An 18223-nucleotide genomic window follows, 5' to 3' on the forward strand; every position below is an offset into this window, starting at 1 on the left:
TTTTCGGGAAAAATGTTCCAAAAGTAAAGAAGATTTTACTTAAAATCGAAAAAAGTGGAATGCAAGATTTTAGAACTTCGATTTTAGAGCTTAGAATTTCTAAGATCTAAGCTCTCAGCTCTAAGTTCTCCAAACCCTGCGCGGCGCAGCCGCGCGCTCTCACTTCTAATTTCTAATTTTATTTCATGTTTTCCCCGATCGGATATTTTTACAATTCGGCGCATTACAAATTCGAAGTGCCGCGGCAAGGCGTTTTCTTTCGCGGACATTTGGGGAAAATCGAATTGTTGCCGCAGAAAGATTTTGAAATTGCGCTGCGCGACCTCGAAGGTTTTGAACGCATTTGGGTGATTTTTCAATTTCATCAAAATGCAGAATGGCGTCCGACGACGCGACCGCCCGTTCCCGCAGCAGGAAAAGAACGCGTTGGCACATTTGCATCGCGCAGCCCTTATCGTCCAAATCCGATTGGACTTTCTTGCGTGCGACTCATTTCGGTAAACGGACTCACTCTCACTATTGATGAAGCGGATTTGCTGAGCGAAACGCCGATTCTCGACATCAAACCTTACATTCCCAAAGCCGACGCATTTCCCCAGGCGAAAGCGGGCTGGGTCGATTTGCAAAATATCGATCCGTGGGAAATTTCTGCGACCGAAGAATTTCTTGTGCAAAGTCGTTGGATTGAATCCGTTTGCGGTTGGGATTTGAAAAGTTTTGCAGAATGCCAACTGAATAATTCTCCGCTAGATTCTTCGCGTCGCCGCGTCAAAGTGCACGAAAATCAAATAGCAGAACTCGCCTTTCGCACATTCCGAATCGATTTTTCTTTTGATGAAAAAAACAAAAAAATTTGTCTGCAAAAAATCCGCAGCGGTTACATTGCGGACGAATTAAATTCTGCGGAAGATATTTACAGCGACAAAGCGCTTCACCGTGAATTTTTAGCGCATTTTGCGCAAACGCCGAACGCATAAAATTGCGATTCTTCGAGAATTGCGTCTTTTTCTAAATGCTTTTGAATGTCTGCGGGAGCGACAAAAACATCGTAAATGGCGTGGCAAATTCGACAACGAAAATGAATGTGCGGATGCGTTTCGGCATCGTAATGTAAACTGCCATCGCCGAAATCTAAAGTCGAAACGAGGTCATATTCTTTGAACATTTGCAGCGTATTGTAAACGGTCGTCCGCGAAAGAGTCGGAATCGCCGGGTGCAAATCTTCGTAAATCGTATCGACTGTCGGATGATTCTTTTTTTCGAGTAAATAATTTAAAATGCTCACCCGCTGAATCGACGGGCGAATATTTTTTTCGCGGAGAGATTCCGAGGGAGTCATAAAGCCTCAACGGGTGAAAGTGAAACGAAAAAGGGAGCGAAACCGCTCCCCCATTTTTTGTGGATTACTTGTTGAAGTAACGGTTCAAGAGGCCTTCGAAAGCGCCGCCATGACGTGCTTCATCTTTGCACATTTCATGAACAGTGTCGTGGATGGCGTCGTAACCGAGTTCCTTCGCACGCTTTGCCAATTTGAGTTTGCCTTCGGTTGCGCCTGCTTCTGCTGCAACGCGGAGAGAAAGATTCTTCTTGGTGTCCGGATAGACGACTTCGCCGAGAAGTTCTGCAAACTTTGCTGCGTGTTCTGCTTCTTCGAATGCGATGCGCTTGTAAGCTTCGGCAACTTCCGGGAAGCCTTCGCGGTCTGCTTGGCGACTCATTGCCAAATACATGCCGACTTCGGTGCATTCGCCGGTGAAGTTTTCGCGTAAGCCTTGAACAACTTCGGCATCCAAACCTTGAGCGACGCCGATTTTGTGTTCGTCAGCCCAAACCATTTTGCCGCTCGTCGCCGGTTCTTCTTTCAATTTGAACTTGGACTTCGGCGCTTTGCACTGCGGGCAGCATTCAGGCGGTTCTTCTCCAAACGAAACGTAGCCACAGACAGAACAAACCCATACTTTCATAGTTGTCTCCTTGTTAAAGATGTCGCTTCTCGTTGAAGCGTTTAAGTTTGTAACTATTACAAATTTATAATAATTGCAAATTAAAGTCAAGGGGTTTTAGAATTTTTTTTGACTTTTTAGAAAATATTTTCCATCGGCGAGAATTTGGCGATTTTCTTTTTCGGTTTTATTCCATTTGAGAAGATGAGTTTTCATTTTTCGGGGTTTTAGGGGTGTCCCCTAGGAGAAGGGGTAGCGGGAAATGCTCGCGCAAGCGAGTAGTTCCCGCGAGGGGAAGGCTTTCCCCCTTGTATTCCGGCTTTCAATGATTTGATTTTTCAGCGAGATTTCAATTTTGTTAAATTTTGTCAAAACACGAATTTTCGTGCTCTTTTCTTTTTGAGGTTTTCTATGTCCGAATCTACGCGCAAAGTCCGCGTTCGTTTTGCTCCGAGTCCTACTGGTTTTCTCCATGTCGGCGGAGCGCGCACTGCGATTTACAATTATTTCTTCGCGAAAGCGATGGGCGGCACTTTCTATTTGAGAATTGAAGATACCGACCGGAAACGCTATAACGAAGCGGCGCTGAAAGATTTGATGCGCGATTTGAAATGGCTCGGTTTGAATTGGGACGAAGGTCCGGGTTGCGAAGGCGATTGCGGTCCGTATTTCCAAAGCGAACGTTTGGATATTTATCACCGCGAAATTCAAAAACTTTTGGATGCGGGTCTTGCGTATTATTGTTTCTGTTCCGAAGAACGTTTGAACGAAGTGCGTGCGGCGCAGAAAAAAGCCGGCGCGCCAGAAACCGGTTACGATAGACATTGCCGCAATATTCCGCGCGAAGAAGCGGAAGCGCGCATTGCCGCAGGCGAGAAAGCGGTGATTCGTTTTAAGATTCCTGAATCGGGTTCGACGGAATTTACGGATTTAATCCGCGGTCGCATTGAATACAAGAATGAAGTTTTGGACGATTTGGTTTTGATTAAACGCGACGGCTATCCGACTTATCATTTTGCAAGCGTCGTCGATGATCATTTGATGGGAACAACTCACGTTCTCCGCGGCGATGAATGGATTAGTTCAACGCCGAAGCACGTTTTGCTTTATAAGGCTTTCGGTTGGGAAGCGCCGATTTGGTGCCACTTGCCGGTGATTCTCGATTCGAAAAACGGCGGAAAATTGTCGAAGAGAAATGGCGCCGTTTCTGTCAGCGAATTCCGCGAACTCGGTTATTTGCCCGAAACGATGGTCAATTATTTGGCGCTTCTCGGCTGGAATCCGGGCGACGATCGCGAAGTGATGAGCTTGGACGAAATGATTCAAGCGTTTAAGCTCGAAAATATTCACCCGACTGCTGTGAAATTTGACGAGAAAAAATTGCAGTGGATGAATATGCAGCACATTCATACAACGCCGAATGATGTTCTCTTGAAGGAAATGGTCGCAGGTCTCGAAGCGAAAGGCATTTCGACTGCGAACGAGCCCGCAGAACGGCTGAATATGATTGTGGAAATGTTAAAGCCGCGCGCACATTTCTTGAAAGATCTCGCCGATATGTCGGTTTACTTTTTCAAAGCGCCGACCGAATATGACGAAAAAGGAAAACGGAAACAGTGGGGCGCAGGAAGCCGCGAAATTGCGCACGCTGTCCGCGAAATGCTCGCGACGGTGGAACCGTTTACAACTCCTGAAATCGAAAAAGGATTTGTGGAGCTTACCGAAAAGTGCGGCTGCAAATTGGGCGACCTCGTGGGCGCTGTCCGCTTGGCCGTTTCGGGAGTTACTGCGGGACCTGGACTTTGGGAACTTTTTGAAGTCGTCGGGAAAGCAGAAACCCTTCGCCGCATTGAAGTCGCAGAGCCTTTGATGCAAGAATAATTCCGAGGGAAAATGCTCCGGTATTGGATTCATCTGCTGCAAGAAAAACGGCTTTATTGCTCCACGTGCAATGCGATTACTTCGCATCGTATTTTGGCGCGCGAGCCGTTTTCGATTCACGCAGAAATTCCGCCGGAGATTCCTCTCGTTTGTCAATGCAAAATTTGCGAATCTTTCGTCATCGCCTTTTCGCACGAAATTTTTTTCGGCACGAAAAATGCAAAAGCCGAATACGCAAAGCTTCTTTCGCAAAATCGGCTTGCTCCCGGTGATTGGGTTTATGTTGACGGAAAACAGCGCCCGAGTTTAGTGGATGCGGTTTATAAAACGCAGACCGAAGAAATTATCGATGTCGAATACGATGGGCAAAAAGAAAAATTAAAGCGCTCAATTTTGACGCAGTTTAATGAAAAAGCTCCGTTCGGATTTCGTTTGTTGCCGGCGCAAGTGGGCGAAACTCTTCTCGGCGATCCCATTTATCATGTGCTGCGAAAAATGATAGGCGTCGCCATCGGAAGCGTTTTTGATAAAGATGTGAAGAAGCTCGTCGTGCAACTTGAAAATGGAAAAATCGTTTTCATTACTTTGCCCGATGAATTTCAGCCATTGCCCGATAGCATTCTTCTTCGACGACTTACCGAACGCGTGCAACAACGCTTTCCGAATTTAGGAAATAGCATTCGTTTGAATGTCGTGCACAATGTCGTTTATGTTTACGGCTCCGTTTCGAATTTGCCGGATAAAGAAGCGATTGCGCGCTTTGTAAAAATGCAGCCTAATTTTCGCGGCGTCGTCGATATGCTTTCGGTTTATTGCGTCGGCTCGCCCGTTTCTGACGAAGAAATTTCCCGCGAAGCTTTCCGCATTTTAGAAAATGAAAAGTCTCCGTTTTTTTGCAACGAAGTTCACGTCAAAGAGAATGTTCTCTACATTAACGCCTACTATTTTGCAGATGCGCATTTAGAAAAAATCAAATCGGATTTGCATCATATTTTAGGACTTCGCGATTTAAAACTCGAATTAGAAGAAGTGCCGTTACCTCCGCCGACAATGCGGAAACGCGCCGAAATTCTTTTGGCAACACTCAAAGCGAAATATACGGATTGCAATTTTCACGTCATTCCTCTTTCCGAAGGAATTCTTGTCGAAGGCTCCGTCAAAAATATTTGGCAAAAAGGTGCCGTCAACATTTTTATTCTTCAAAATTCAAAAGGACTTAAAATCAACACCCGTTTGCGTGTGGACGCATAAGGAGAAATCAAAATGGAAAAGAAACCGAAATCCACTTACGACAAATTAAAACAGCTCAAGCTCCGATTGACAGCCCCGAATAAGCCCGCGTCCATTCCTGAACTTGCAGAATATATGTCCTGCGATATGCGCACGATTTATCGCCATCTCAAAACTCTTGAAAAAGAAAATTGCGGTTTGCAAAAAGATAAAACGGCAAAGAAATTTTTCATTCAACCGACATCTGCGTGGCGGCCGCCCGAAAAAATTCTCAAGGGACTCAAATCGGCGCAAAAAATTTTGGATGATATGGGTTCGACTCCGCAAGGTCAAAATGTCAAACGCGCCATCGATTTTTTGCAAGGCGAAGAATTGCCCGAAGAAACTTCGTCACAAGCGATTAGCACCGACGAAAATTTCATTGTGGACTTGGGACCTTTTTCAGAATTTAGCGAAAACGTAATCAATCGCACGACGCGAATCAATTCTGTTTTGAATGCGATTAAGCAACGCCAAAAACTTTTGATTAGTTATCAATCTGCGCACGACGGCGCCGAAAAGAAACACAAAATTTTGCCGTTAAAATTGATTCTCCGCATCGACACGGTTTATCTCATCGCAAAGACCGAAGATGAAGAAGGTAAAATCAGCGAAAAAGGATTTCAGTTTGCGTTCCGTCGCATTAAAACGATTCAACGTTTGAATGAATTTTTCCCCGAACAAAATTTCGATTACAAGAAATTTTTCGAAAGTTGCTACGGACGCTTTAACGGTTCGTCTTCTCCAAAAATTAAATTGCTTTTGGAAATCAAATCGGAATGGCTGCAAGCTTATTTGAAAGAATCGCATTTCAATCCGCCGATTAAAATCAAAAAGCAAAAACCGTTTACGGTGGAATTGAGCCTTTACGATACTCTTGATTTGGAATCTTGGCTTTTCAGCATTCTTCCGGATGTGAAAATTTTGGAACCGGCAAGCATCAAAGAAAAAATGAAAAATAAATTGAAGGCTGCAAACGAAGCATTATGATTTCTACGAATTTGTCTGATTATTCTTTTGAATTTCCCAAGGAACTGATTGCAAACAGAACTCCGGGAAAAGGCAAAACAAAAATTTTGCATTGCCCGAAAAATGGCGGACCTTTGGAAATTGTGCCGGCACCAAAAATCGTGGACTTTTTTAATCCGGGCGATTGCATTGTCGTCAACAATACGAAAGTCATTCCGGCGCGTCTTTTTGGGCACACGATGCACGGCGGGCAAGTGGAAATTCTTCTCGTGCAAACTCTCTTTCCCGATGCCAACGGACTCGCGCGATGGGAAGCTTGGGTGCATCCTGGGAAAGCGTTTCCCGTGGGACGCGAATTAGAAATTGCCGGCGTAAAAGTCACCGTCGAAGCAATCAATCCCGATGGTGCACGCATTCTTTGCTTTGATATTACTCCTGTCGAACTTGAAGAAGTGATGAATAAACAAGGACACGTTCCACTGCCTCCTTACATTCACCGCCCCGATGATGAAGAAGACAAAAAAGCGTATCAAACGATTTTTGCAAAATACAACGGAGCCGTCGCTGCGCCAACTGCGAGTTTGCATTTTAGCGAACAGATGCTCTGCGATTTAAAAGCAAAAGGCGTTCACATCGCCGAAGTCACTCTCCACGTGGGCCCAGGCACTTTTCAAAATATTTCCGAAGAAGATTTTCGCAAACACAAAATGCACGGTGAACATTACGAACTGACGCAAGAAAACGCCGACATTATCAATCAAGCGAAAAAGAACGGCGGAAGAATTGTCCCCATCGGAACAACGAGCACGCGCGTCATCGAAACCATTGCCGATGAAAACGGATTTCTTGTTCCGCAGACCGGTGTGACTCACGCATTTTTCTATCCGGGTTACCGCTACAAAATCGTCGACGGTCTTCTCACCAATTTTCATTGGCCAAAAAGTTCTCTCATTCTTTTGGTCGCAGCATTTTACGGACGCGAAAATACTCTCGCCGCTTACCGCTATGCCGTAGAACATCAGTTGCATTTGTTCAGTTACGGCGACGGAATGCTCATCCTTTAACCTCAAAATTTTAAACTCAAAACGGAATCATTATGGCAAAGAATCCTCTCTACTTCGCAATTCACGGCCACTTTTATCAGCCGCCGCGTGAAAATCCGTGGACGGGTGAAATTGAAAATCAACCGAGTGCAGCGCCATTCCACGATTGGAACGATCGCATCGCTGCGCAGTGTTACACGCCTAATGCCGCAAGCCGCATTCTTTCGGGCTCGGGACGCATTCAAAATATCGTCAACAATTACGAATACATGAGCTTCAACATGGGTCCGACTTTAATCGGTTGGATTCGCACGCACTTGCCCGATACTTACCGTCGCATTCAAGAAGCCGATGCAAAAACGGTGAAGCGTTTCGGACACGGCAACGCAATAGCTCAAGTTTACAATCACATCATTATGCCGCTCGCTTCTCACGAAGATCGCATCACGCAAATTCGTTGGGGCATTCAAGATTTCGAAACGCATTTTGGAAGAAAGCCCGAAGCGATGTGGCTCGCCGAAACCGCGATTAACATGGATGTCATCGTGGACTTAATCCGCGAAGGCATTCGCTTCACCATTCTTTCGCCGACGCAAGCAGAATGTTTCCGTCCGCTAGGTGGCAAAGATTCCGATTGGAAAGGTTGCGAAAATACAGACATCGACACAACTCGTCCGTATCGCATTTTCCCCGTGGACGAAAACGGCAAAAAAATTTGCGACGGCTACTTGGATGTTTTCTTTTACAATCCGTGGCTTTCTAGCGCTGTGGGATTTGAACATCTTTTGCGCGACGCCAATGTTTTTGGAAAACGCATTCAAGATGGATTTGACCCGAATCGCGAAGACGCTCAACTTGTAAGCATCGGAACTGACGGTGAATCTTACGGTCACCACGAACCGTTCGGCGATATGTGCGCCGCTTGGCTTTTCAATCATTACGCGCCCGAACACGAAATGATTCCGGTGAATTTTGGTTGGTTCCTCGAAAAATTCCCGCCGAAGTTTGAAGTGAAAATTAAGAACGCTCACTCCGAAGGCTGTGCGTGGAGCTGCGCTCATGGCGTTGGCCGTTGGTACCGCGATTGCGGATGTTCAACCGGCGGAGGCCCCGATTGGAATCAGAAATGGCGCACACCTTTGCGCGATGCGATGAATTATCTGAAAAAATTTGCGGACGAAGTTTTTGTCCGCGAAATGGAAAAAATCGCCCGCGTAAATCCGTGGGATGCGCGAAATCTTTACGCACAAGTTCTCGTCAAGCCCGAAGAAAAAGACCGCAAAGAAAAATTCTTCGCTGAAATTTTAAAAGATCCGAACGACAAAAAAGCCCGAGCAACAGCGATTCGTTTAATGGAAATTGAAAAATTCTGCTTATTCAGTTTCACAAGTTGCGGTTGGTTCTTCAACGATATCGAAGGCTTGGAACCAGTGCAAAATATGCGTTACGCTGAACGTGCAATGGAACTTTTGCGTCCATTCCTTCCTATCAATCATCCGCTGCGCGATCAATTCTTAAGCATTCTCGGACGCGCGACTTCCAATGAACATCATTGGAGCGGGACCGAAGTTTTTGTGCGCTACGCAATGCCCGATATGCCTGTCGCCTTAAAACTTTTAGCCGAACGCGCTATCGTTTTGCACATGGGACTTGACAAATACGAAGATAAAGCAGAACTCGATTCTCGCATTTCGGAAAAAGTCATCGCTTCGCAGAAATACGAAACAATTGTTCATGTCGTCTTTGACGATGCAGATATCGGCGAAAAAACAGATGCCACGATTCTCGTTTTGAACGATAACATGGGCCGCGTAACCGCAGTCGTTTTCGGCGGAATCAATCCCGACGAAATTGAATTCATTCCGAATTCCAATGTTGCGATTAAAGATTTGCACGAACAATTCCCCACCGCATACATTGTCCGCATGCGCAATTTGATGAGCGATTCTCTGCGCCACATCAATCAACTTCTCACCAAGTCTCGCTTGGTCGAAGTCACGCACGCCTTTGACGGTTTCGCCTTGGAACACGGACTTTCAATCGATTCGCTCGCCGATCAAGATCACACATTGACTGATACGATGCGCAAAGCGCTCTCGCTCGAAATCAACGCCAAAATTCACGAAATGGCTTTGCAATATTTAAAAGCGCACGACGAAAATTTGTTAAACAGCGTCCGCGATTTAGTCGAAGAAGCCCGAGAATTAAATACGCAATTCTCCTTCGGCGGAACAGGTCGAATGTTCCACAAAAAACTTTCGGAACTCATTGAAAGCGCATCGACTGACTACGATGAAAATGTGATTAAACACATCACCGGACTCATCTCGATGGCAAATTGGCTCAACCTTTACATCAACAAATCGTCTCTCGAAAACCAAGCATTTGAAAGTTACAAACGTTACATTGCCGATTCGCAAAATCCGCAATACCGCGCGTTGCGTCCTATGTTTGATTGGCTCAATTTTGAGCGTCGTGCAGAACCGAGAAACTGATTTTCTAAATTAAGGATACTATGTCACTTTCATTCTACAATACAGCAACTCGAAAAAAAGAACCGTTCAGCCTTCTCCCCGGCGAAGATACCGTGAAGATGTATTGCTGCGGTCCTACCGTTTACCATTTTGCGCACATCGGCAATTTGCGCACATACATTTTCGAAGACACGCTCTGTAGAACTTTAGAATATTACGGCTACAAATTAAATCACATCGTCAACATTACCGACGTGGGTCACTTGACAAGCGACGGTGACACCGGCGATGATAAAATGGAAAAGGGCGCCGCTCGCGAAGGAAAATCCGTTTGGGATATCGCCAAATATTATATGGATGCATTCTTCGCTGATTGGCACGCTTTAAACATTCAAGAGCCGACGCGTTGGGTGCGCGCAACCGATCACATTCAAGAACAAATTGAACTCGTAAAAATTCTTGAAGAAAAAGGTTACACCTATCGCACTTCGGACGGCATTTATTTTGACAGCCTGAAATTCCCGCGTTACGCCGATTTTGCGCGTCTCGATGTTGAAAATTTGCGCAAAGGCAGCCGCATCGATATGGGCGAAAAACACAACGCCACCGATTTTGCTTTGTGGAAATTCAGCCCGAAAGACAAAAAGCGTTTGATGGAATGGGAAAGTCCGTGGGGCATTGGATTCCCCGGCTGGCACATTGAATGCTCTGCGATGGCGATGAAATATAATGGTCCCACTTTGGACATTCACTGCGGCGGCACGGATCACATCCGCGTTCACCACACAAATGAAATCGCACAAAGCGAATGCGCAACCGGAAAACCGTTTAGCCGTTTCTGGATGCACGGGGAATTTCTCCGCTTAGACGGCAACAAAATGAGCAAAAGTTCTGGCGAATTTTTAACCGTTTCCGTCTTAAAAGACAAAGGTTATAATCCGCTGGATTATCGCTTGTTTGCGCTCACGAGCCATTACCGCAACTATTTGAACTTTAGCTTTGAATCTCTCGACAGCGCCCGCGAAGCCTTGAAAAGTCTGCACAAAAAGACAGACCCTTTAATCGGCAAAGCCACCGCAATCGAAAGCGATGCTGCGAAAAAATGGCAGCAAGAATTCCGCGATGCAATCGGCGACGATTTGAATATGCCGCGCGCACTCGGCATTTTGAATAGCGTTCTCAAAACCGATTTATCCGAAGGCGAAAAAGCAGCACTTGTCGCTGACTTTGATCGCGTTCTCGGACTCAAATTGGATGAACCGCGCAAAGAATTTGCGAAAAAAGCCGACCCGAATGCAGCCGACGATTCCGCAGAAATCGAAGCGCTCATCGCGCAGCGCACCGAAGCCCGCAAAACCAAAAATTGGGCAGAAAGCGACCGCATCCGCGATCTTCTCAAAGAAAAAGGCATCGAAATCAAGGACAGTCCGCAAGGAACAACTTGGACAAGAAAATAAACGAAGCGGCGCAAGCCGCTTTTTTTATGCCTTTCAAAATCGCAAAACACTTTTTACACGAAAATCAAATGGCAAAGAAATTTATCGGCTTTAGACTGTGTAAATTTTAATTAAAATTAGTCATCGAATGATCGATTTTAACCATTATTCTATCGGACTTCTTGCATTTTGGTGTGTAAAAATTTATGTTTAAAATTGAAATGTCTGCAATCGACCACATTTTTGATTACGACGACTATCGCCGTTTTCTGCAAGATTATTTCGACGAGCAAAAGAAATTGCGCGCCGTCTTTTCGCATCGATTTTTCGCAGCCAAAGCCGGATTCAGCTCTTCGTCTTATTGCTTAAACGTCATCCGCGGGCGTTTTAATTTAACGCCGAAATCCATTGAGAAAATGACGAAAGCGTTGAAGCTCGATAATCGACAGACAAAATATTTTGCCGCTCTCGTTGAATACAATCAAGCGAAGCGCGTCGAAGAACGCGAAAGTGCGTGGGACGAAATTACACAAATTCGTTCGCAAAATGAATTCAATCACATTTCGCACGATCAGAAAGAATATTTTTCAAAATGGTATTATCCGATTCTCCGCGAACTCGTCGTGCATCCCGATTTCGACGGAGATATGATGCATCTCGCTCGCGCTATCGATCCCGCCATTTCCACAGAAGAAGCGCGCGCCGCTGTTAAAAATTTAGAGAAGTGGAATCTCATCCAAAAAACTCCCGAAGGCAAATTTCAAAGCACTTCGCTGATGCTCGACGCGAGAAATGTTTCGCCGATGGATTTGCGCGAAATTCGCCGCGAGTATGTGCAACAAGCAATCGGTGCCGTCGAAAGTAAAAAGCCGAGCGAAAGATTCGCCACATTTACAACTCTTGCGATGAGCGAAAGCTCCTACGATTATGCCGTAAAAATTTTAGAAGAAGCCCGCAAAAAAATTATTGCAAAAGCTTCGGACGATCCGATTATGGATAAAGTTTACGAGATGATGATTGTCGCCTTTCCGATGAGCAAAAAATTTGAAAAGGAAAATGAAAAATGAAACTGGGTAAATTTTACTTTGTGAATTTTCTTCTCCTCAGCGGAATTTTTTTCGGCTGTTCCGATGACCGCACAGCCGGCGGCGTCACAGACATTGGCAATTCCATCGCTGGCCGAATTTATTTAGCCGATGGCGAAACTCCCGCTGCGCATGCGCGCATTGTCGCTTACGAAGACTCTTGGAAAAATTCAAACATCGCAGACTCCGTTGAAACATGGAGCGATAGCCTTGGCAATTTCGCTTTTGATAATTCTGCAGAAAAAATGCAACTTCTTTACGCATCGCAAAATGCAGAAAATTTCTTAGCCGCATCCATTCAAGATTCGATGAAAATTATTCTCGGAAATAGCAAATCCTTATTCGGAAAAATTGAATCCGAATTTTCGGGAAGCGTTCGCATCGTCGGCACAAATCTTTCGGCCGCATTAAATTCGGACGGAGAATTTTCTTTTGATTCTATTCCCGCGGGAAATATTTCTCTCGTCTTTGTGAAAAATTCTGCGCCACAATCGCATTTTGAATTTTCTGCAAATTCTGCAAAAGAAAAAATTTCTTTGCCCGCGCTCAAAGCATTTTCCGAAAGCGATTCCCTTTTGGTTTTTGCCGACGCTTCCGCTTACGCCGATACTTCTCTTGGCATTTCACTTTCTGACGCAGCGACTGCAATTTCCGTTTCCTTAAAAAGTGTGCCAAGCGAAACTCTCCGCGGATTTGTTTTGCCCGTAAAATTCAATAATCAAATCGACTTTTCTCTTTTTGCAGAACCCGATTCTTTTAAAATTACCGATGAACGCGGAAACGATTTATCGTTCGAAGTGGATTATTGGACACCGCAAGCGTCGCAAGGCGTTTTATGGGTGCGCTTGGATTCTCTTCTCGCCGACTGCGAAAAAGTGAATTTATATGTAATCCATTCTAACGATTCGAAAAAATCCCGCGCTTACTTGCCCGCGGATTCTATTCTCGCAGCGCTTCATTTATTCGGCGATGAAAAATTCAATTCTTCATCCGATACGAGCAAACCATTTGGATTTATCGGCTACGGCAAAAAAATTCACGCGGGCGAATTCATTTCTCTCGATTCATTAAATCCGTTTACGCACAACTTCACCCTTTCTCTTTGGGCTTATTGGAATGGCAAAAACGGACATCATCAAATTCTCTTTACAAAAAGAGCGTCGCCGGATTCCCTTCTTTTCCAATGGTATTACGACACAATCAATTCTGCATTTTCCATTTATAATGTTGCGCATTGGGATTCCATTCCCGGAGCTGTTTCTGCAGTCGATACGAATTCTTGGAAAATGCTCAGTCTCGTTTCGAAAAATGATTCCATTGCGATGTTTGTAAATGGCGAACAAATCGGCGAAGCAATTTCATTCCCGCTTTACAAAATTCTCGATGACATTCCATTCCTCGTCGGCGGAAACGAAGTCGAAGAAGAATCGTGGAATGGCGCGTTCGACGAAATCCGCGTCGTTCAAAAAGCGCGAAGCGCCGAGTGGCTGCGCCTGGAATACGAGACGCAAAGCGCCGCAAAAAATTGAACCATTTAAAACAAAAAGACCGCCGAAAGAAATTCTTTGCAGCGGTCTTTTTCATCAAACGAAAAATTATTCGTACTTGATGACTTGAGCCGGGCAGCCTTCTGCTGCAGCCTTGATGTCATCTTCATACTTAGAATAATCAACGCCTTCCTTGACCTGCATCTTTTCTGGAACAGAGAAGACTGCATCGCAAGTGCCTTCGCAAGCACCGCAAGAAACGCATTCGTCGTTCGATTCGTCGAGCCAAACTTTTTTGATTGCCATAGAATTGCCTTTGGTTAAGGGTCTTTTGTTTTGAGAGAGTTCTCTTCTTGAATATAACAATTTCTTTTGTGAAAAGGAAAGCCAAAGCGGGGGAATATAAATAAATTTATAGCACAACCATTATGAGGTACAGACAAAAATGAAAAAAGTCGTCGTAAAAATCGGTGGCAGCCTCGCTATTGACGAAGCTAAGCTCCTGGATTTTACCCGCGCAATCGCTATGCTCACGGCTCAAGATTTTCAAGTAGCAGTCGTCCACGGCGGTGGCAAAGATATCAACGAAAACATTGCGCTTCTTTCCGAAGAACCGCGATTTATCGAAGGTTTGCGAGTGACGACTCCGGGCATTATGAAAATGGTCGAAATGACTTTGTCCGGTCATGTGAACAAAAAATTAGTCCGTATGCTCGAAAATAACGGTGCGTCTGCCATCGGAATTTCTGGCGTGGACGGAAAACTTTTCGAAGCGAAAAAGCGCGAAGGAAAAGTGGATTTGGGTCAAGTCGGAAACATCGAAAAAGTGAATCCGAAAATTGTCACCGATTTGTGGAACGCTGGTTGGACGCCTGTCGTAAGCCCCATTTCCATCGGCGAAGGCGTTGCTTGGAATATCAACGCAGACACCGCAGCTTCCGAACTTGCAGTCGCTCTCAAAGCCGACAAATTCTTGCTCGTAAGCGATGTTCCCGGTGTTCTTGACAAAGAAAAAAATGTCATTTCTAATCTTTCCGAAGAAAAAGTCGAAGAGCTTATCGCCGACGGCACAATCAGCGGCGGCATGATTCCGAAAGTCAAAGAAAGTTTCCGCGCTATTCAACGCGGACTCGGAGAAATTCACATTCTCGGCTGGAAAGATGCCGAAACTTTTGCAAAGCAGATTCATGGAGAACTGAACTATGGCACAATCCTCGCTTAAGAATCTTTTAGCGGAAGATAAAAACGTCATCGCGCCGCTTTACGGAAAACCCGATGTTGATTTTGTCGAAGGAAAAGGCAGTTACTTGTTTGACGCCGACGGCAAAAAATATTTGGACTTTGTCGCAGGCATTGCGGTCAACAGTTTAGGTCACCAGAACGCGGGCATATTGAATGCGATTTCGGAACAAGCGAAAAAATTCATTCATCTTTCGAATTTGTATCCGAATTATCCGCAGATTCAATTAGGCAAAAAACTTTTAGAGATTACAAAATTTGACAAAGCATTTTTCTGCAATTCGGGAACCGAAGCAAACGAAGGCTGCATTAAATTTGCGCGGAAATATTTCGATCGCAAAGGCGAAAAGAATCGCCAAAAAATCGTCACCTTTGTGAATAGTTTCCACGGCAGAACTTTTGCGGCTCTTTCGGCAACGGGGCAGCCCGCTATCCGCGAAGGCTTTGGCAGTATGCCGGGCGATTTTGTGCACGTTCCTTGGAACGACTGCGAAGCGCTCAAAAAAGAAGTGAATAAAGACACTTGCGCCATTATGTTAGAATCTCTCGCGGCCGAAGGCGGCGTGATGACTCTTTCTCACGAAATGGTTGAAACTGTCAATGCTTTGCAAAAAGAATTCGGATGCCTCGTCATCGTCGATGAAGTGCAAGCGGGCATGGGACGCTTAGGCGTTTTCCTCGGCCACGAAAAATACGGTTTAAAACCCGACCTCGTTTCTCTTGCAAAAGCTCTCGGCGGCGGACTTCCGCTCGGCGCAGTTCTTCTGCGTCAAAAAATCGCAGACGAATTGAAACCGGGTGATCACGGTACGACATTCGGAGGAAACCCCGTCGCTTGTGCTGCCGGCCTTTCCGTCGTTTCGCAAATTGCAACTCCTGCGCTTTTAGAAAATGTGAAAGCACGTTCGAAGCAATTAAAAGAAGGCATTGCAAAAATCGTCGCAAAGTTCAACTTCCTCGGCGAAGTTCGTGGCGAAGGTTTAATTCTCGGCATTCCTCTTGCTCAAGAAAAATCCGTCGGCGATGTGATTACCGCAGCACGTGCAGAAGGCCTTTTGATTTTAAGTGCGAAAGGAAATGTGATTCGTTTGCTTCCACCGCTGAATGTTTCCGCAGCCGAATGCGATGAAGCACTGCAAAAATTAGAAGCTGCTGTTTCCCGCATCGCGTAACTGCAGAATTTTCAAACAGGTAAAATGAAAGCGCGCCCGTTCGGGCGCGCTTTTTCGTTTCACTTTTTCGATTAGCGTTTATTCGTCGGCGCTTGACGCACAGCGAGTTCTCCGTGTTTGCGGAACAAATGCTTCACGAGAGTTTTAAATCCGCGGAAAACGCGGTAACGTTCCTTCGGATTTTTAATCGCCATAATTCCTTGACGGAAAATGTAACTCGGGCGCAGATAAAATTCGCGGCGCGCTTGATCGCAGAAGTCCACGAGATCTTGACTCGAAAGAGTTCCGCGGTGAATCGTCGTCCGATGGAATCCATCTTTATCCAACCATTGACTGTAATCGCGACTTTCCAAAGCGCCGCTCGCGAGAGCTTCTTTGTACGCTTCCGTTCCCGGATACGCCATAATCGGATAGAATTGCGCCGTATTCGGATTCAGCTTTTTCGCATAATCCAAAGTCATCCGCAACGTTTCTTTCGTATCGCCCGGATTCCCAACCATGAAGCATCCGTGCACCAAGAATCCCGCTTTCCGCGAATCCTTCATAAATTGAATGGCGCGATCGGTATTCTTAATTCCCTTGTGAATATTTTGCAACACTTCGGGGCTTGCGCTTTCAAAGCCCACGCACATTTCGCGGCCACCCGCTTTGTGCATCAATTTCAAAAGTTCAAGCGGAACATCGGCGCGAGCATTGCAGCTCCATGTAATCTTCAAATTGCGACGCAAAATTTCTTCGCAGATTTCTTGCACATGACGATGATTCGCTGTAAAAGTATCGTCTTCAAAAAAGACTTCGCCAAGTTCTTCAAAATGCGATTGGATAAATTCCAATTCATCGACGACATCTTTGGGCGAACGCATCCGAAAAACGTGGCCATTTAATGTCTGCGGAATCACGCAGTAACTGCAGCGGTTCGGACAGCCTCGCCCCGAAAGAATCACGATAATCGGATTCAAATTCGCGCCGTAAAAATAACGCTTATAGCACGAATGCAGATACTTGTAATAAGTTTTGCTCACCCAAGGAAGTTCGTCCAAATTTGCAATCTTCGGACCTTCCGGTTGGAAGTCAATTCCGCCGTCCGGAGTGCGGTAAGCAAGACCGGCGATATCCGAAGGTTTTTGAATTTCGCCGCGGAGAAGGCGCACTAAATTGCGCGCAGTATAATCCGCTTCGCCGATAATCACGTAATCCAAATTCGGTTCCATCTGCAAACTTTCTAACGGTTCTGCAGTGGCGTGAGTTCCCATAATCGCCGTCGGAACATTGAACATCACCTTCAGCGTTTTAATCACCGACAAATCGTTGATAATGCTCGGCGTACTCGTGCTCGCAATAATCAATTCCGGATTAAAAGTGCGAATCGCTGCAACCGTTTTTTCGAGATCGAGATCCATCGCTGGACTATCGAGCAGCTGAATTTCATTTCCGTCGGCTTCGACAGTTCCCGCGGCATAGCTCAAAAACATCGGCCAATACAGCGTACTGGATTTGGTAACGCACGGGCTGCGGGATTCCCGGCTGAACATGGGGAAATAAGGGGGATTTAAAAACGTGACACGCATAAGCACCCACAAAATACATTCTAATTTTAAAAAAGATGAGGATGAGTTTATGAAAATGCAAAAGATTTTTTTATTTGTGTTGCTTTTAACACTTTCGCTTTTCGCAGCGACCGATGAACTCGATACGGTGCGCGTGCAAGCCGCGAGCGGCACTTTACAAGAAATTTATACTGTTCAAAAAGGCACTAAAATTAAACAAGGAAAATTCACATCGTTCTATCCCGACGGAAAAGTTGGCGTGGAATCGCATTATGTCAACGGCAATCTCGATGGCGTCTTCAAAAGTTATTACGCCAACGGAAAATTGTGGCAAGAAATTCATTATGCCGCAGGAATTGAACACGGCGAATCGAAGACTTATTTCGAAAACGGAAATCTTCGCAATTTAGAGGTTTATAAGCTCGGCATTCCCGATGGACTTTCCAAAGAATACAATGAGAACGGAACTCTCCGCGCGGAATTTCCTTATGAAAAAGGTCACGTAAACGGTACCGCTCGCATGTATGACGCAAACGGAATGCTCACCGAAGATTTGGAAATCGTCAACGGAATCCGCGAAGGCGTTTATCACAAATACAACAAAGGCATCGTCGTTCACACGGCGAAATTTCATCGCAATCGCTGCATCGAAAACTGCAATTTCTAATTCGTAAAAGT

Annotated in this window: 16 protein-coding genes; 12 read left to right on the top strand and 4 right to left on the bottom strand. The window is 45.4% G+C overall.

The genetic code is table 11. The annotated features are described in order from the left end of the window. Window positions 1–185: 185 nt before the first annotated feature. Window positions 186–977 (top strand): tRNA (N6-threonylcarbamoyladenosine(37)-N6)-methyltransferase TrmO, encoded by a 792-nt coding sequence (gene tsaA / locus B0H50_RS09535; protein WP_106199286.1) that lies wholly within the window; start codon window positions 186–188, stop codon window positions 975–977. Here tsaA and B0H50_RS09540 read toward each other — a convergent pair. Further along, entirely contained in the window at window positions 932–1339 is a 408-nt protein-coding gene (locus tag B0H50_RS09540) for a Fur family transcriptional regulator (RefSeq protein ID WP_109587623.1), read from the bottom strand. The genes tsaA and B0H50_RS09540 overlap by 46 nt on opposite strands. Window positions 1340–1403: 64 nt before the next feature. Continuing rightward, window positions 1404–1964, bottom strand: a complete 561-nt coding sequence (locus B0H50_RS09545) for an NADH peroxidase (RefSeq protein ID WP_106199291.1) — start codon at window positions 1962–1964, stop codon at window positions 1404–1406. 390 nt (window positions 1965–2354) lie between these two features. Between B0H50_RS09545 and gltX the strand changes: the two genes are divergently transcribed. The 8 genes from gltX to B0H50_RS09585 all read left to right on the top strand — a co-directional run bounded on the left by gltX (window position 2355) and on the right by B0H50_RS09585 (window position 13629). Continuing rightward, window positions 2355–3824: a glutamate--tRNA ligase gene (gene gltX / locus B0H50_RS09550; protein ID WP_106199292.1), complete on the top strand. Its 1470-nt coding sequence runs from the start codon at window positions 2355–2357 to the stop codon at window positions 3822–3824. Between the two features lie 12 nt (window positions 3825–3836). Then, on the top strand, window positions 3837–5075 hold the full coding sequence (locus tag B0H50_RS09555; protein ID WP_106199294.1) for a hypothetical protein: 1239 nt from the start codon (window positions 3837–3839) through the stop codon (window positions 5073–5075). A gap of 12 nt (window positions 5076–5087) precedes the next feature. Beyond that, window positions 5088–6083 carry a helix-turn-helix transcriptional regulator gene (locus B0H50_RS09560; RefSeq protein WP_106199296.1) on the top strand — a complete coding sequence of 332 codons (996 nt, stop codon included), beginning with the start codon at window positions 5088–5090 and terminating at the stop codon, window positions 6081–6083. Continuing rightward, window positions 6080–7126, top strand: coding sequence for a tRNA preQ1(34) S-adenosylmethionine ribosyltransferase-isomerase QueA (gene queA, locus B0H50_RS09565; RefSeq protein ID WP_233244707.1), 1047 nt, complete (start codon window positions 6080–6082; stop codon window positions 7124–7126). The genes B0H50_RS09560 and queA overlap by 4 nt, the downstream gene beginning before the upstream one ends. Window positions 7127–7158: 32 nt before the next feature. Beyond that, on the top strand, window positions 7159–9600 hold the full coding sequence (locus B0H50_RS09570; protein ID WP_233244710.1) for a DUF3536 domain-containing protein: 2442 nt from the start codon (window positions 7159–7161) through the stop codon (window positions 9598–9600). 20 nt (window positions 9601–9620) lie between these two features. After that, complete coding sequence (cysS, locus tag B0H50_RS09575; RefSeq protein ID WP_106199301.1) at window positions 9621–11036, top strand: cysteine--tRNA ligase; 1416 nt, start codon at window positions 9621–9623, stop codon at window positions 11034–11036. Window positions 11037–11221: 185 nt separating this feature from the next. Next, a complete protein-coding gene (locus tag B0H50_RS09580; protein ID WP_233244712.1) occupies window positions 11222–12082 on the top strand; it encodes a TIGR02147 family protein in 861 nt (286 codons plus the stop codon). Between the two features lie 20 nt (window positions 12083–12102). Then, on the top strand, window positions 12103–13629 hold the full coding sequence (locus tag B0H50_RS09585) for a LamG-like jellyroll fold domain-containing protein (protein WP_158275903.1): 1527 nt from the start codon (window positions 12103–12105) through the stop codon (window positions 13627–13629). 66 nt (window positions 13630–13695) lie between these two features. On the opposite strand, the gene B0H50_RS09590 is transcribed toward B0H50_RS09585, so the two are convergent. Beyond that, on the bottom strand, window positions 13696–13893 hold the full coding sequence (locus tag B0H50_RS09590; protein WP_078777284.1) for a ferredoxin: 198 nt from the start codon (window positions 13891–13893) through the stop codon (window positions 13696–13698). 139 nt (window positions 13894–14032) lie between these two features. Here B0H50_RS09590 and argB point away from each other — a divergent pair, with 139 nt between their 5' ends. Together argB and B0H50_RS09600 are read left to right on the top strand one after the other, a co-directional pair. Further along, complete coding sequence (gene argB / locus B0H50_RS09595; RefSeq protein WP_106199305.1) at window positions 14033–14809, top strand: acetylglutamate kinase; 777 nt, start codon at window positions 14033–14035, stop codon at window positions 14807–14809. Continuing rightward, the gene (locus B0H50_RS09600; protein WP_106199308.1) at window positions 14790–15998 is read left to right on the top strand and encodes an aspartate aminotransferase family protein; all 1209 of its coding nucleotides are present in this window, start codon (window positions 14790–14792) and stop codon (window positions 15996–15998) included. The genes argB and B0H50_RS09600 overlap by 20 nt, the downstream gene beginning before the upstream one ends. A gap of 71 nt (window positions 15999–16069) precedes the next feature. Here the strand turns inward: B0H50_RS09600 and B0H50_RS09605 are convergent, their stop codons facing one another. Beyond that, window positions 16070–17566, bottom strand: coding sequence for a B12-binding domain-containing radical SAM protein (locus B0H50_RS09605; RefSeq protein ID WP_106199310.1), 1497 nt, complete (start codon window positions 17564–17566; stop codon window positions 16070–16072). Between the two features lie 55 nt (window positions 17567–17621). Here B0H50_RS09605 and B0H50_RS09610 point away from each other — a divergent pair, with 55 nt between their 5' ends. Further along, window positions 17622–18212, top strand: coding sequence for a toxin-antitoxin system YwqK family antitoxin (locus tag B0H50_RS09610; protein ID WP_158256512.1), 591 nt, complete (start codon window positions 17622–17624; stop codon window positions 18210–18212). Window positions 18213–18223: the final 11 nt, after the last annotated feature.

The organism is Hallerella porci, from assembly GCF_003148885.1.
Classification (GTDB): Bacteria; Fibrobacterota; Fibrobacteria; order Fibrobacterales; family Fibrobacteraceae; genus Hallerella; species Hallerella porci.

Excerpts from the sequence above, each read along its gene's own strand:
- tsaA (WP_106199286.1), top strand. The coding sequence starts at position 186 with ATGTTTTCCCCGATCGGATATTTTTACAATTCGGCGCATTACAAATTC.
- B0H50_RS09540 (WP_109587623.1), bottom strand. The coding sequence starts at position 1,339 with ATGACTCCCTCGGAATCTCTCCGCGAAAAAAATATTCGCCCGTCGATT.
- B0H50_RS09545 (WP_106199291.1), bottom strand. The coding sequence starts at position 1,964 with ATGAAAGTATGGGTTTGTTCTGTCTGTGGCTACGTTTCGTTTGGAGAA.
- gltX (WP_106199292.1), top strand. The coding sequence starts at position 2,355 with ATGTCCGAATCTACGCGCAAAGTCCGCGTTCGTTTTGCTCCGAGTCCT.
- B0H50_RS09555 (WP_106199294.1), top strand. The coding sequence starts at position 3,837 with ATGCTCCGGTATTGGATTCATCTGCTGCAAGAAAAACGGCTTTATTGC.
- B0H50_RS09560 (WP_106199296.1), top strand. The coding sequence starts at position 5,088 with ATGGAAAAGAAACCGAAATCCACTTACGACAAATTAAAACAGCTCAAG.
- queA (WP_233244707.1), top strand. The coding sequence starts at position 6,080 with ATGATTTCTACGAATTTGTCTGATTATTCTTTTGAATTTCCCAAGGAA.
- B0H50_RS09570 (WP_233244710.1), top strand. The coding sequence starts at position 7,159 with ATGGCAAAGAATCCTCTCTACTTCGCAATTCACGGCCACTTTTATCAG.
- cysS (WP_106199301.1), top strand. The coding sequence starts at position 9,621 with ATGTCACTTTCATTCTACAATACAGCAACTCGAAAAAAAGAACCGTTC.
- B0H50_RS09580 (WP_233244712.1), top strand. The coding sequence starts at position 11,222 with ATGTTTAAAATTGAAATGTCTGCAATCGACCACATTTTTGATTACGAC.
- B0H50_RS09590 (WP_078777284.1), bottom strand. The coding sequence starts at position 13,893 with ATGGCAATCAAAAAAGTTTGGCTCGACGAATCGAACGACGAATGCGTT.
- argB (WP_106199305.1), top strand. The coding sequence starts at position 14,033 with ATGAAAAAAGTCGTCGTAAAAATCGGTGGCAGCCTCGCTATTGACGAA.
- B0H50_RS09600 (WP_106199308.1), top strand. The coding sequence starts at position 14,790 with ATGGCACAATCCTCGCTTAAGAATCTTTTAGCGGAAGATAAAAACGTC.
- B0H50_RS09605 (WP_106199310.1), bottom strand. The coding sequence starts at position 17,566 with ATGCGTGTCACGTTTTTAAATCCCCCTTATTTCCCCATGTTCAGCCGG.
- B0H50_RS09610 (WP_158256512.1), top strand. The coding sequence starts at position 17,622 with ATGCAAAAGATTTTTTTATTTGTGTTGCTTTTAACACTTTCGCTTTTC.